The organism is Pandoraea morbifera (assembly GCF_902459575.1).
Taxonomy (GTDB): Bacteria; Pseudomonadota; Gammaproteobacteria; order Burkholderiales; family Burkholderiaceae; genus Pandoraea; species Pandoraea morbifera.
In genome coordinates, this window is record NZ_CABPSD010000002.1 from 305446 (window position 1) to 320021 (window position 14576).

Annotated in this window: 11 protein-coding genes; 8 read left to right on the forward strand and 3 right to left on the reverse strand. The window is 65.4% G+C overall.

The features are described from left to right. Both PMO31116_RS04820 and PMO31116_RS04825 read right to left on the reverse strand, forming a co-directional pair. The gene (locus tag PMO31116_RS04820) at nt 1–2649 is read right to left on the reverse strand and encodes a penicillin-binding protein 1A (RefSeq protein WP_246185163.1); all 2649 of its coding nucleotides are present in this window, start codon (nt 2647–2649) and stop codon (nt 1–3) included. A gap of 154 nt (nt 2650–2803) precedes the next feature. Further along, on the reverse strand, nt 2804–3565 hold the full coding sequence (locus PMO31116_RS04825) for a FadR/GntR family transcriptional regulator (protein ID WP_425494763.1): 762 nt from the start codon (nt 3563–3565) through the stop codon (nt 2804–2806). A 278-nt stretch (nt 3566–3843) separates the two neighbouring features. Between PMO31116_RS04825 and PMO31116_RS04830 the strand changes: the two genes are divergently transcribed. From PMO31116_RS04830 to PMO31116_RS04860, 7 genes are all read left to right on the forward strand, one after another. Beyond that, nucleotides 3844–5541 (forward strand): lactate permease LctP family transporter, encoded by a 1698-nt coding sequence (locus PMO31116_RS04830; RefSeq protein WP_150565717.1) that lies wholly within the window; start codon nt 3844–3846, stop codon nt 5539–5541. Between the two features lie 72 nt (nt 5542–5613). Then, nucleotides 5614–6381, forward strand: coding sequence for a (Fe-S)-binding protein (locus tag PMO31116_RS04835; protein WP_150565718.1), 768 nt, complete (start codon nt 5614–5616; stop codon nt 6379–6381). Then, nucleotides 6378–7823, forward strand: a complete 1446-nt coding sequence (locus PMO31116_RS04840; RefSeq protein WP_246185147.1) for a lactate utilization protein B — start codon at nt 6378–6380, stop codon at nt 7821–7823. The genes PMO31116_RS04835 and PMO31116_RS04840 overlap by 4 nt, the downstream gene beginning before the upstream one ends. Then, nucleotides 7820–8449, forward strand: a complete 630-nt coding sequence (locus PMO31116_RS04845; protein ID WP_150565719.1) for a LutC/YkgG family protein — start codon at nt 7820–7822, stop codon at nt 8447–8449. The genes PMO31116_RS04840 and PMO31116_RS04845 overlap by 4 nt, the downstream gene beginning before the upstream one ends. Before the next feature lie 140 nt (nt 8450–8589). After that, nucleotides 8590–9282 carry an OmpW/AlkL family protein gene (locus PMO31116_RS04850; protein WP_150565720.1) on the forward strand — a complete coding sequence of 231 codons (693 nt, stop codon included), beginning with the start codon at nt 8590–8592 and terminating at the stop codon, nt 9280–9282. Nucleotides 9283–9507: 225 nt separating this feature from the next. Next, nucleotides 9508–10005 carry a DUF2946 family protein gene (locus PMO31116_RS04855; RefSeq protein ID WP_150565721.1) on the forward strand — a complete coding sequence of 166 codons (498 nt, stop codon included), beginning with the start codon at nt 9508–9510 and terminating at the stop codon, nt 10003–10005. A gap of 253 nt (nt 10006–10258) precedes the next feature. Further along, nucleotides 10259–12349: a TonB-dependent receptor family protein gene (locus tag PMO31116_RS04860; protein WP_150565722.1), complete on the forward strand. Its 2091-nt coding sequence runs from the start codon at nt 10259–10261 to the stop codon at nt 12347–12349. A 168-nt stretch (nt 12350–12517) separates the two neighbouring features. Here PMO31116_RS04860 and PMO31116_RS04865 read toward each other — a convergent pair whose 3' ends face one another. Further along, complete coding sequence (locus tag PMO31116_RS04865) at nt 12518–13090, reverse strand: cytochrome b (protein WP_150565723.1); 573 nt, start codon at nt 13088–13090, stop codon at nt 12518–12520. A 579-nt stretch (nt 13091–13669) separates the two neighbouring features. On the opposite strand from PMO31116_RS04865, the gene PMO31116_RS04870 reads away from it, so the two are divergent. Beyond that, a complete protein-coding gene (locus PMO31116_RS04870; RefSeq protein WP_150565724.1) occupies nt 13670–14503 on the forward strand; it encodes an aldo/keto reductase in 834 nt (277 codons plus the stop codon). The last annotated feature ends 73 nt before the right edge of the window (nt 14504–14576 follow it).

Below are 14576 nucleotides of genomic sequence, written 5' to 3' on the forward strand. Positions count from 1 at the left end.
TCATTGCCCCGACGCGGAAGTGGGCGGCGAGGATGGCGTCGAACCGGAAGACCCGGGCAGTGAGAAGATCGGTGTGCCGGCACTTCCCGCACTTCCCGCACTTCCCGCGCCCGCGCGGCCCGGCGACGTCGGGCTGCCGTTCAGCGCGGGCCCCGCCCCGCCCGGCCCGTTCCACTCGCCGGGCACGCCGGGAATCGTGTTGCCGTGCGGCGCGCCGGGGGTCGTCTGCGAGGGTGTAGAGGGTGTAGAGGGTGTAGAGGGCGTGGAGGGCGCGGAAGATGGGGCGCCGGTTGACACCCCCGAGGCTGGCGGTACGCTCGCAGGCGACGCATATTCCGGCTGCGCCAGCACCGCGGACGCCACGGGCACCGGCAACGGTCCGCCGTCGCTCGCCGCCTCCGGCCCGGGCACCGACGCGGTGGACGGCGCGGGTGCGGCGGGCCGCTTCACGGGCGCCTTGCGCCTGGACGCCGGTTCCGGAGACTTCGCGAAAAGCGAGGTCACCCAATCCGACGCCCTCGTCCACCAATCGCTGTACCAATGGTGGTTGTCGGGCGCCTCGAATTTTGCATTCGGATCGATCAACCTGGCGCGCAGCGCCCGCGAGAACACATCGCCGACGATCGGCAGCGCACTGTGCGCGCCCTGCCCCCAGTAGTCGCTGCGCAGTGTGATGCGGCTGTCGTTGAAGCCGACCCAGGCGCCCGCCACGAGTTGCGGCTGCATCAGGATGAACCAGCCGTCGGCGTTGTCCTGCGTCGTGCCCGTCTTGCCCGCCACGTCAGCGCGAATGCCGAAGCGCGTACGGATCGCACTCCCGGTGCCCCGGTTGACGACAGCGCGCATCGTGTCGAGCAACGTGTAGTCGTCGGCCTGAGATAGCGCGCGCTCGGGACGCGCGGGAGAAAACCTGGCGAGCACTTCGCCTTCGCCGTTCGTGATCTCGGTGACCATGGTCGGCTCGCGATACTCTCCGCCGTCGGCGATCGTGCCATAGGCGGCAACCATTTCCTTGAGCGAGACGGGGCTCGTACCCAACGCCAGCGACGGCACCGGATCGAGCTTGCTTTCGCGCACCCCCATCGCGCGCGCCAATCCGACCACACGCGAAGGCCCCACGTCCTGCATGAGTTGTGCCGTCACGGTGTTACGCGACTGCGCGAGCGCATCACGCAGCGTCATGGGCTTGTTGGTCGGCGCGGAATCGTCGCTGGGGCGCCAGATCTCGCCGCCCGCAAGAGGAATGTCGACGACCTGATCGACGATGGTGTCATCCGGCTTGCGCCCCTTGGCGAAGGCCGCGCCATAGACGAACGGCTTGAATGTCGAACCGGGCTGACGCCGGGCCTGCTGCACGTGATCGAACGGATCGATCGTGAAATCGCGGCTACCGACCCAGGCGCGAATCTCGCCGGTGCGCGGATCGATGGCGAGAAAGCCCGCCTGCACACGTGTTTTCGTGGCCCGCAGATTCTGCATGAAAGTCCTGTCGGCAAGCAGACGCTTCATTGCCGCCTCCGGTGCTTCGCCGGCTGCCACCGCGTTGCGGTACTCCGCAGACTCGCGCACGAACGACTGCACCAGCGCCGTGCTGTCGCGCCAGCCACCGCGCGCCGACCAGTTCGCGTCGGCGATGCCCTGCAGCTGATTCGCCTGACGCGTAAGCGCCTGCGTGGCCATCGTCTGCAGCCGCGAGTCAATGGTGGTGTGCACCACGAGGCCGTCAGAGTAGATGTTGTAGTCGTTGCGATCCGCCCAGCCGATGAGCCACTTGCGCAACTGCTGCGCGAAGTGAGGCGCGGGACCCGGCGCTTCGGTCTGGCGCTCGAAGTCGATGCGCAGCGGACGCTTTTGCAGGGCAGCAAGCTTCGACGCATCCAGATCGCCGAATTTCACCATCTGCGCGAGCACGGTGTTGCGTCGTTGCAGCGCGCGCTCCGGATTGATCACCGGGTTGTAGTAACTGTTGCCCTTGAGCATGCCCACGAGCGTGGCGGCCTCGACCACGTCAAGCTGGTCGGCGGACTTGTCGAAGTACGTGCGCGCCGCCATCTCGATACCGTAGGCGTTGTACAGGAACGGCACAGTGTTCAGATACGTCTCGAGAATCTCGGGCTTCGTGTACAGGGCCTCGATCTTGAGCGCGGTGATCGCCTCCTTGAGCTTGCGCGTGAGCGTGGGCGCGCGGCCGATTTCATCGGGATACAGGTTGCGGGCGAGCTGCTGGGTGAGCGTCGAGCCGCCCTGCCGGTCGCCGGAAAACGTGTGCAGCGCCGCCCCGGCCGTACGCTTCAGGTCGATCCCGTGATGTTCATAGAAGCGGTGATCTTCAGTGGCGATGAGCGCCTTGACCACATTCGGCGACACGTCCTTGAGCGCCACCCACTCGCGATTCGACGGGCGAAACTCGGCGAGCAGCTTGCCGTCGGCCGACAGGACCTGTGCGGGCTGGTCGATCTTCGCGCGACGAATATCGCGAATGCCCGGCGTGAACGGAATCAGGATCAACGTGTAGGCGATGAGCAGGCCTGGCGGCACCGCAATGGCGATCAGCACACCCCGACGCGTGGGGTGTCGGACGTGATGCCACGCGCGCGCGGCATGTGGCTGCAGGCGTTGCCATAGGTGCCGGCCGAACCGCCCTGCCAGGGCGACGACACGCTGGAACAGCAGGAACAACGACGAAATCAGGCGCTTCACGATGGGGGAACGCGTGGCAAAGTCCGCATCCTACCAAAACCAGCGGGTGCGGCGGGTGCGGCGCGGGCGGCGCACAGGCGTGCGCGATTAACCACGGGTGGGGTCAGGGTACGATCGGCACCGGGGATTCCGGCTCCAGCTTGCGCCACACGAAGCCGATGTGCTCGCGCATGATGCGCCGCGCCTCGTCCGGCTGACGCGTGCGGATCGCCTCCCAAAGCGCGAGGTGCTGCGCAAGAATGGTCTCCGAGGCCTGCTCGCGCAACTCGGTCAGTCCGGCATTGTTGAGCGAGATGTGCTCGTAGAGCATCTTGACCACACTGCCCTGCAAATGACGCAGCATGGCGTTGTGCGACGCATTGGCAAGCGCCGTATGGAAGTCGCCGTCCAGGCGCGATTCGAGCACGGTGTCGCCCCGTGCGTGGGCTTCGACCAATCCGTCGACCAGCTCGCCTATGCGCGCGAGGTCCTCATCGGTGGCCCGTACCGCTGCCAGGTAGGCCGTGGTGCCTTCGAGCATCAGCCGGAATTCCAGCATGTCGGGGCGCAACTCCGGGTGATCGCCCACGAGTTGCCGCCACGGTGAAATCAAGCCCGTCTGCAACCGATCCGAGACATAGACGCCCGACGCTGCGCGTGTCTTGAGCAGCCCGCGCGCAATCAGTCGCTGAAGCGCGGCGCGCACCGTCGAGCGCGCCACGCCGAGCGCCGTCGCGAGCGCGCGTTCGCTGGGGATGCGTTCGCCCGGCGACCAGACGCCTTCGATCAATCGGGTTTCGAGCTCGCGCGTGATGCGCTCGGTCAGATTGGGACCGCTCACGATGACGTCTCCTGCGACGTTGCCAATGCGGTTGATATCGGCCATGCGTGGCACGGATCGCGAGGCAAACGCATGTCGCCGTTCCCGTGTACGCCGTCGGCGCATGTTCCGGGCACGCCGTGATTTTGCCCCGTCGGCCGTCACCCGTGACAACTGGTACGACCAGTTTGCCCGAACGTTTCCCGGGTGTCGATCATCGCGGCAGCCGGACATCACGTCCGAGCCGACCGTCGTGCCCCTGCCGCCATCAGAGCGCGCACGCGCGCACGGCATACAGCCCGAACGGGCATCAAAGCATCGATCACCAAATCGAGGAGACGTAAGTGGAAGTGTGGGTTCAGAACTACGTGCCGGGCGGCACGCTATGGATTGCGGCACTTATGGCCGCGTTACCGATTGTCGTTTTCTTCGTTGGGCTGGCAGGGCTGCGCATGAAGGCGCATGTCGCGGGTGCGGTGACCGTTGCGCTCGCGCTGCTCATCGCCGTGGCGTATTTCGGCATGCCGGCGCGCATGGCCGCGATGTCGGCCGTGTACGGCTTTGCCTATGGCCTGTGGCCTATCGCATGGATCATCGTGACGGCGGTTTTCCTTTACCGGGTCGTGGTCAAGACCGGGCAGTTCGAGATCATTCGGAGCTCGGTGGTCTCGCTGACCGACGACCAGCGGCTGCAAATGCTGCTGATCGGCTTTTCGTTCGGCGCATTCCTCGAGGGCGCGGCCGGGTTCGGCGCCCCGGTGGCGATCACCGCCGCGCTTCTTGTCGGGCTGGGCTTCCAGCCGCTGTACGCGGCCGGTCTTTGCCTGATCGCCAATACCGCGCCGGTGGCGTTCGGTGCGATGGGCATTCCGATCATCGTGGCCGGCCAGGTGAGCGGCATCGACCCGTTCCACATCGGCGCCATGGCCGGGCGTCAGTTGCCCCTGCTCTCCGCCTTCGTGCCGTTCTGGCTGGTGTTCATCATGGACGGCAAACGTGGCGTGAAGGAAACGTGGCCCGCCGCGCTCGTGGCCGGCGGCAGCTTCGCCGTGGCGCAGTACTTCTCGTCGAATCACATCGGACCGGAATTGCCGGACATCATCTCGTCGCTGTTCTCGCTCGTGTGCCTGGCCAGCTTCCTGAAAGTCTGGCAGCCGAAGACGTCGACCGCGCGCGGCGGGGCGACCGTCACGACCTCGGGTGGCGCCGCGACGCTGGGTGGCTTCGGCGGCGGCACGCCGCGCAGCCGTCAACCCTCGCCATACACCGGCGCCCAGATTCTGCGCGCATGGTCGCCGTTCCTGATTCTCACCGGCATGGTCACGATCTGGAGCCTGCCTGCGTTCAAGGCACTCTTCGCCAAGGGTGCCGTGCTCGCCTGGACGGTGCCGGCCCTGCACGTGCCCGGTCTCGATCGCCTGGTTGCCAAGGCGGCGCCGATCGTCGCCAACCCCACGCCGATGGACGCCCTCTTCAAATGGGACGCGCTCTCGGCCACTGGCACCGCCATCTTCATCGCGGCGCTGCTGTCCATGGCCCTGCTTCGCATGAAGCCCACCGACGGCGTGAAAAGCTTCTTCGAAACGGTCGCCGAGCTGAAAAAGCCCGTGCTGGCCATCGGTCTGGTGCTCGCGTTCGCGTTCGTCATGAACTACTCGGGCATGTCGACGACGCTGGCGCTACTGCTCGCCCATACCGGCGCGGCCTTTCCGTTCTTCTCGCCGCTACTCGGCTGGCTGGGGGTGTTCCTGACGGGGTCGGACACCTCGTCCAATGCGCTCTTTTCCGGCCTGCAAAGCACCACCGCGCAGCAGATCGGCGTATCCAACACGTTGCTCGTCGCCGCCAACACCACTGGCGGTGTGACCGGCAAGATGATTTCCCCGCAGTCGATCGCCGTGGCGTGCGCGGCAACCGGGCTGATTGGCAAGGAAGCCGATCTGTTCCGCTTCACGGTCTGGCACAGCCTCATGTTCGTGGTGCTCGCCGGCCTGATCACGCTCGTGCAGGCTTACTGGCTCACGGGGATGCTGGTGCACTGAAGCCATTTCCCGTAGCAGCGTCCGTCGCCGGCCACACGGCGGCGGACGTGTCGTCCCCCGTAGGAGACCCCCATGAAAGTGGCCCTGTTCGTTCCCTGTTTCATCGATGCGCTGTTCCCCGAAGTGGGCATCGCCACCCTGGAACTGCTCGAGAAACTCGGTGTGACAGTCGATTACCCGCGCCGTCAGACCTGCTGCGGGCAACCGCTCGCCAACAATGGCTGCGAAGCCGACGCAGCCGGGACCGAAGCGCTCTTCGTCGAGAACTTCGCCGGCTACGACTGCATCGTGTCGCCCTCTTCGAGCTGCGTGCATCACGTGCGCAAGCACCTGAGCGCGGCAGGCGAGTCGGAGCGCGTTGCGACGGTTCGCGCCAACACGTACGAACTCACGGAATTCCTGCACGACATTCTGCAAGTCCGCGACTTCCCGTGGGCCCACTTCCCTCACACGGTGGGGCTGCACAACAGCTGCAGCGCCATCCGTCACCTGCATGCGGCCTCGGCGAGCGAGATTCCCGGCGAGCCTTGGTCGAAGGCGCGCACGCTGCTCGAAGGCGTGCCCGGCATCCGCTTCGCCGCCCCGCGCCGACCGGACGAGTGCTGCGGCTTCGGCGGCACGTTTTCGGTGTCGGAGCAGGCCGTCTCCGTCAAGATGGGGCAGGACAAGGTTCGCGACCATTTCGACGCGGGCGCGCAGTTCATCGTCTCGGCCGACATGTCGTGCCTGATGCATCAGAAGGGCTGCGCGGCCCGCACCCGAACCCACATGCGCTTCCTGCATATCGCACAGATCCTCAATGGGGTAGACGGCGGCGCGCGCGAGGAGGTCCCGGCATGAGCGGCACGACACGCGTCGATCACGCGAAAAACGCGGAGGCGTTTCTCGCCAAGACGGAACATGTGGCGTTCCACGACAAGCGACTCTGGGACCTGCGCATGAAGCGCGACGCGCAAGCGGCATCCATCGACGAATGGGAGACGCTGCGCACACTCGCCTCGCAGATCAAGGAACACACACTCTCCCGGCTGGGGGATTATCTCGAACAGTTCGCCGCGCGGGCCGAAGCCAACGGTGTGAAAGTGCATTGGGCGCTCGATGCCGCCGCGCACAACGCCATCGTGCACGGCATTCTGGCCGCGCACGACGTCAAGACGCTCGTCAAGAGCAAGTCCATGCTGACCGACGAGTGCGAGCTTCGCGAATACCTGGAACCGCGCGGCATCCGGGTGATGGAGACCGATCTCGGCGAGCGCATCCAGCAACTCGACGGGCAGCCACCGTCGCACGTGGTCGTGCCAGCCGTGCACAAGCTGCGCGGCGACGTGGCACAGTTGTTCGGGCGCACCCTCGGCACCGACCCCAACAACGACGATGTGCACTATCTGGCGGAAAGCCAGCGCCGCACGACACGCCCCGCCTTTCTCGAGGCGGGCGCCGGGATGACCGGCTGCAACTTCGCCATTGCCGAGACCGGCACCGTCGTGGTCTGCACCAATGAAGGCAACGCCGATCTGTCGGCGAACGTGCCGCCGGTACACATCGTGTCGCTCGGCATCGAAAAACTCATTCCGCGCATGGCCGATCTCGGCGTGTTCGTGCGCCTGCTCTCGCGCAGCGCGCTGGGCTCTCCCATCACGCAGTACACCTCGCATTTCCGTGCGCCTCGTCCGGGCACCGAAATGCACTTCGTCATCGTCGACAACGGCCGCACCGCCCGCCTGGCAATGGACGACTTCTGGTACTCGCTCAAGTGCATCCGCTGCGGCGCATGCATGAACACGTGCCCCGTCTACCGTCGCAGCAGCGGGCTGTCGTATGGCAGCACCTACGCCGGGCCGATCGGCGCCATCCTCAACCCCGCATACGACCTCAAACGTTACAGCGCGCTGCCGTTCGCATCCACGATGAACGGGAGTTGCTCGAACGTCTGCCCGGTGCGCATCAACATTCACGAGCAGCTGTACAAGTGGCGCCAGATCGTGGCCGAGGAAGGCGAGCTGCCGCCCGTCAAGCGCGGCCTGATCAAGGTCGCTGGCAAGCTGCTCGCCAATCCGGTGCTGTACCGGGCGTCGGTGAAGTCGATGAACGCCGCGTTGCACCGGTTGCCAAACCTGCTGCTCTATAACCCGCTCAATACGTGGGGCAAGGGCCGTGACCTTCCCGATGCGCCGTCGCAAACGTTTCGCGACTGGTACGACGCCAACCGCCCCACGCTCGATCCGGTATCGGAAGCGGCGGCGAGCGATCCCGATCAACCGAGCCCCGGGGAGACCCTGTGAATACGTCCCGCGAAGCATTCCTCGTTCGCGTGCGCGCCGCACAACGTGTGGCATTGCGCGACGACGACCACCCGACCGACGGCGGCCGCGAGCCCTTCCCCCTGCCGGCGCTCCCCGTCTTCGAGACGCCTGCCGGCGACCGCCGCGAACGTTTCGGCCATCAACTCGTCGCCATGGGCGGCAAGCTCGTGACATTGGACGACGCACCGGCATTGGCCGGCTGGCTTGCCGAACGCTTCCCCGGCATCACGCCGGTCACGGCGACGCCGCAGGCCCGAGGTGCGCAGCCGCTCGACGCGAGGCGCGCGCCGGCGTCGTTGCACGACGTTGAGGTCGGTGTGGTTCGCGCCCGCTTCGGTGTGGCTGAAACCGGCTCGGTCTGGCTCTCTGAGCAGGAGTACGGCGTGAATGCGCTCGGCTATCTCGTGCAACACCTCGTCGTGCTGCTCGACCCGCGCGACATCGTCGACGGCCTGCAGGACATTTACCGGCTGCCCGATTTCGCGTCGGCGCGATATGCAGTGCTGGTGACGGGGCCTTCGGCCACCGCCGATATCGAAGGGGTACTCATTCAGGGCGCGCAAGGCGTTCGCTCGCTCACCGTCGTGTTGCTGCCGCGAGACTGATTGCATCGGAATGCCACGCGAGCGCGCGACAGTTTGTCGCATGACGCGCTCGTGTTTCCCCGCGCTTGACGCGCATCAAGTACGCCTGCGCGCCCCGCTTCTACCATCGTCCGTGCTCACTCACGACTTTGGACAACATCATGAAGCACTCTCTCGGCGCCACGGCGATCGCCGCCGCACTGCTCACCGGCATCGCCTTTTCCAGCACTTGCGCCAACGCGCAATCGTCACAAGGGGCGCCCGAAGCGCAGAAGACCTTCGGCTTCATCAAGGACAGCTCACAGGGGATCTACGCCGGCGACATCCTTGCGCGCGTGCGCGCCATCGGCATCATGCCGGACTCGCATGCAAGCGGCAGCGTGCTGCCGACGCTGGGGGTGACCGTCAACAATGCCATCGTGCCCGAACTCGACTTCACGTACATGATTCTCGACAACGTGGGCGTGGAGCTCATTCTCGGCATGTCCCGTCATCAGCTCACGTCGAGCCTCGGACATCTCGGGGGTGTGAACGTACTGCCGCCGACGCTGCTGCTGCAATACCATTTCAACCACGCAGGCAAGGTTCGGCCTTACGTCGGCGCGGGCGTCAACTACACGCGCTTCTGGAACAGCAGCCTGAATGCGGGCGGCACACCGATCTCGATCAAGAACCACAGCGTCGGTCCCGCACTGCAAGCCGGCGTGGACATCCAGATGACGAAGAACCTCTTCTTCAACGTCGACATCAAGAAGATCTGGATGAAGACCGACACCTCGCTTGCCGGCGCCGATCTCGGCACGCTTCACATCGACCCGCTCATCGTGGGCGTCGGCCTCGGCATGAAGTTCTGATTCCGATGTGGACCGCCACTGATGCCTGTCGGGCGGTGGCGCTCCCTTTTCATGAGTGTCCGGGCTGCTGCAAGTCCACGTTGGCAACACGCACGTGACGTCCGGCGATGCGTCAAATTGTCGCGTCCTCCCTACATGAGAACGCAAAGCATTTACGTTGCCCGAAGACCCCGCCTACAATGCCTGGTTCCGTGAATCTCACGTCGTCACTCCCCCGGCCCAGGCATGCGCAAGCTCCGACAGCAACGCGTCGCAATCGGGATCGCCTTGCTGGCGATCCTGCTGGCGGCGCTCATGCCTGCGATCGCGCAGTGGCGGGCCGCCGTTCAGCAGGACCCCTTCGCGATCTACTGCACGGCGCAAGGCACGCAGGCCTCGCTCGGCACGAACACGGCAGCGCGCGCCGATGCACAGCGAGCACCCGCCCACGACGGCCACTCCGGACACGACGACGCACAGGCACCGCCCGCGCCGTCTCGCGCCACTGAGCAACACGGCCTTCACGGTGGTGCCGATCATTCGCTCGCATCGGCCGACCACTGGGAGAAGTGCGGCTACTGCACGCTCTGGGCGCACCAGCCGCTCGTCACGACCGACGTTCTTACCCTCCCGCGCGCCGCGCAGTCAAACATCGACCCGCCCCCCCGGGTACGGGTGCCGTACTACCCGCGCACCGGCTTTCGCGCCGCCCTCGCGCGCGCACCGCCAGTCGGCGCCGCCTGATCCTTCACGAGCCGGTCTCGACCGGTAAAGCTTGCCGAACGCGCCATGCCTGGCCGGTTCGTGCGATCGCTCGCGCGCTGCGCGACGACGCACGTCGTCGCCCGTCGCCCGTCGCCTTGCGTCTCTCACGATGCAACGAACGCGCCGTGCGTCCACCGCACCCGGCATTTGACAAGACTTCGCACAATGCGCGTGCGGCCGTACACGTACATCAGGCGACCGCCCGGCGCGGTCGCACGAGAGAGAGAATTCCATGTCGCGTTTCCAGACGCAGAAGCCGTTGCAAACGGCCATCGCGCTCGCCCTTGCCTCCCTCGGCAGTGCAGCGCACGCACTGACGACCGCCCCCGAGGCCACGTTGCCCGTGACCGTAGTGACCGCTCCGCCCGAATCACTCACTTCACCGAGCGTGGAAGTGCAAAAAGCCGACCTGTTCCAGACGGTCGGCGCCGTCGGCTTCGTCGACGCCGACGCGTACCAGAACACCTACGCCTTCAATCTGCGCGACATTCTCAAGGACAGCCCCGGTGTCTACGTGCAGAACCGCTATGGGCAGGAAATGCGTGTCTCGATTCGCGGCTCGGGGATCGCCCGCGGCTATCATGCTCGCGGACTCGAGATCCTGCAGGACGGCATTCCAACGAACGCCGCGGACGGCAGTGGCGACTACTACCAGATCGATCCGCTGGGCCTGCGCTCGACCGAGGTCTACAAGGGCGGCAACGGTCTGACCTACGGTGCGACCACGCTGGGCGGCGCGCTCAACTTCGTCACGCCCACCGCCTATACCGCGGAAGCGCCCAACCAGTTGCGCGTCGATGGCGGCAGCTTCGGCACTGCACGCGTGAGCGGTCAGATGTCGCGCGTCTTCGGCCCCCTCGATGCGCTCGCGACTGTGACCGTCAATCGCGCCGACGGCTATCGCGATCACGACAGGGGTAACTACGCCCAGATCAACGCCAATGTCGGCTACCAGTTCTCGCCGCGCGTCGAAACCCGCTTTTTCTTCGGCGCCTACGTCGTCGACCAGAAACTTCCGGGCACGCTGTCGCTGTTCGATGCCATGAACCACCCGACGAAGGCAGCCGCATCGGCCGTCTCCGGCGATCAGGCACGCAACACGCGCACCGAACGGCTGGGTAACCTGACGACGGTTCGCTTCGCGACCGGCCAACTCGACATCGCTTCGTGGGTGATCCACAAGAGCCTTTATCACCCGATCTTTCAGGTCATCGATCAGGACGGCTGGACATATGGCGTGGCCCCTCGCTACACCGCCAACCTCACGCTCGCGGGCATGCGTAACGACCTGATCGTGGGCGCGCGCTTCTTCGGCGGCAACACGCGCGCCAACCAGTACGTGAACGTGAACGGCAATCGCGGCGCCCAGACGCTCGACGCCCGCCAGAGCGCGTACAACTACGAGGCCTACTTCGAGAACCGGTGGTTTTTCCTGCCGACGCTCGGCCTGATGGTGGGCGCCAAGGCTTTTCGAGACGAGCGACAATACTTCGACTACGGCGGTCTGGCCGGCGACCCCAACTACCGGTCGACGAGCGCGGCCTATTCGGGGGTGAACCCGAAGATCGGCCTGCTTTGGGAGCCCGGCAAGGACCTTCAGGCATTCGTCGATGTCACACGCAGTGCCGACGTCCCCGACTTCACCGACCTGTCGCAGACGTTCGGCGCCACTTCGCGCTTCGTGCCACTCGCCTCGCAGCACGCCTGGACGATCGAGGCTGGCACCCGAGGCAAAGTCGATCGCGTGGCATGGGATGTGACCGCCTTCCGATCGCTGGTGCGCGACCAGTTGCTTCAGTACACCACGTCCGCCGACATCCCCGCGTCGACTTTCAACGCCAACAAGACCGTGCTCCAGGGTGTGGAGATCGGCGCGTCGGTCGACCTCTTCAGGAACCTCGCCGCCACCGGAGATCGCATCACGCTGTCACAACTCTGGAACTACAGCGACTTCCGCTTCCGAGACGATCCCCAGTACGGCAACAATCGCATTGCCGGCATTCCCACCCATGTGTTGCGCACGACACTCGGCTATGCCGTGTCGAACCGATTGCAGATCGCCGCATCGCTCGATTGGGTACCGACCGGCGCATGGGTCGATTACGCGAACACCATGCGCGTGCCCGGCTACACGCTGGTCGGCGTGCAGGCGTCTTATCAGGTGCAGCGTGGTGTCACGGTCTATGTCGACGCGCGCAATCTGACCGACAAGCGCTACGTTACCGACTTCAGCACGGTGACCGACGCGCGCACCGCCAACACCGCCGTCTTCTATCCGGGAGACGGCCGTAGCGTGTTCGCGGGCGTTCGGTTCGCGTTCTGACCGCATCCGCTGGGTGGGTATTTCGCCCGCCTTCGGCGCGCGGCGCATCGCTCATGCGCCGCGCAGGTTCACCCTGGACTCGGCGCCTTCGCGACAGCGTCGCGCATAGGCAGCCGACGGCGCGCTCGGGCCGGCGCGGGCCCTGACCCTCGCCCCTGATTCGCGAGTTCAAAGCATGCGACGCAACGTATCGTCGCGGCGGAAATAGTGATGCCACAGCGCGGCCAGCGCGTGCAGCCCGATCACCCAATAGAACGCATTACCGATCGTCTCGTGAATCTCCTTGATCGAGCTGCGAAGCGCGTCGTCCTGTCCGACAAGTTGAGGCAACGCGATATCCAGCCCGGGAATCGTGAGCACGTGCCCCCCCGCGTTGAGCGCCAGATAGCCAAGCACCGGCTGCGTGAACATGAACAGATACAGCAGCAGATGCACGAGCGAGGACGACGCGCGAACCACCCACGCCTGCCCCGGCAGCGCGCCCGGCGATCCTTTGATCAACCGCCACAGGAGGCGCGGCACCGCGAGCGTGAGCGCTGCCACGCCAGCCCATTCGTGAACCGTCATCGAAAGCGCGCGTGACGCGCTGCCCTTGGGCAGGTACCCCTTGGTGATGACCGCCGCGTAGGCCACCACGATCAGCAGTGCCACCGCCCAGTGAAAGAAGATCGCCGGCGGCGCGTAGCGGCTCGGCGGCGACAACGAAGCTCCAGGGGAGCGAAACTTGATCGCGTCATCCATTGACGGCTTCCTGTTTTTTATGGGGCGCCCCATTATCCCTCGCGCTCCGTTACGCGAAAAGGTCGGAAATTGTCACATTTGTTACTCCAGGTTTCCGTTCGATATTCGGACTCCTCCTTCCCCACCGTCTTTGCCCCGTGTCGACAATACGGAGCACAGCCGTCCCGTGGCCCTATGCCCCCCGCTAACACACCTCCTTGGCCGACGCTCGCCAGGTCGGCCTTCAAGCCCCGCTCGCGGGGCTTCTTTTTGTCCGCGACGAAATCGATCGCTCACCGGCCTTCGTCGCCGGGCCGATGCACACGGCATGCGCCGTCACTGAGCCGTCTCGCTGCAGAGCAACATTCGCCGTGCGCATCGGTCAATCCAGCTTATCGCGAGGACATTCGCAAAGGCCTGTGAACTATCCGAGAGAATCACCGTACGAACGCAATAGCGGGCCTGTCCGATCCATGGTTAGGACGAGTCTGTCCCGAAACGTAGGCGCGCGCCGCGAAGTGTTGCGCGAAGCCCTCACTCCGCTGGTCATCGGTCGACTCGGGGGCCGATAATGGAAGCAAAAATCCAGGAGGACACATCATGCGAAGCATCTCTTTTCCCCAAGGCGACACCGTGCCGGTGCTCGGTCAGGGCACATGGATGATGGGCGAGAAGCCGGAGCGGCGTCACGAGGAAATCGCGGCATTGCGTCTTGGCGTATCGCTCGGCATGACGCTTGTGGATACGGCAGAAATGTATGGCGAGGGCGCGACGGAAACGCTTGTCGGCGAGGCGCTCGACGGGCTTCGCGATGAGGTTTTCCTGGTGAGCAAGGTGTATCCCCACAACGCCTCGCGACGCGGCGTGGTGGCTGCGTGCGAGCGCAGCCTGAAGCGCCTTCGCACCGATCGACTCGACCTTTATCTGCTGCATTGGCGCGGCGACGAACCGTTCGAGGAAACCATCGCAGGCTTCGAGGCTTTGCGCGAGGCCGGAAAGATCCGCCATTGGGGCGTGAGCAATCTCGACACCGACGACATGGACGAATTGTTTGCCACGCCCGGTGGTAACGCATGCGCCACCGACCAGGTGCTCTACAACCTGTCTCGACGCGGCCCCGAGTACGATCTTGCGCCGTGGCTCGCCGGGCACGGTTTGCCGATGATGGCCTACTCCCCCATCGAGCAGGGCCGATTGCCGACGAAGGGCGTGCTTGGCGACATCGCCCGGGCCCGCCACGTCGAACCGCTGCAGATCGCATTGGCCTGGGTACTGAGCCGCCCGGGCGTCATCGCCATTCCGAAGGCGGGCACCGAGGCGCACGTGCGGGCCAATCGCGCCGCTCACGATATCGTACTCACCGAGCAGGAGCTGGCGTTGCTCGACCATCATTTCGAAGCGCCCTCACGAAAGCGTCCGCTCGAGATGATCTGAGGCCGTCCGGGAATTTTGAAGGTGCTCGGTCGCCCACGCGCAACACAGTACACTAGGCGCTTTCGAATTCCGC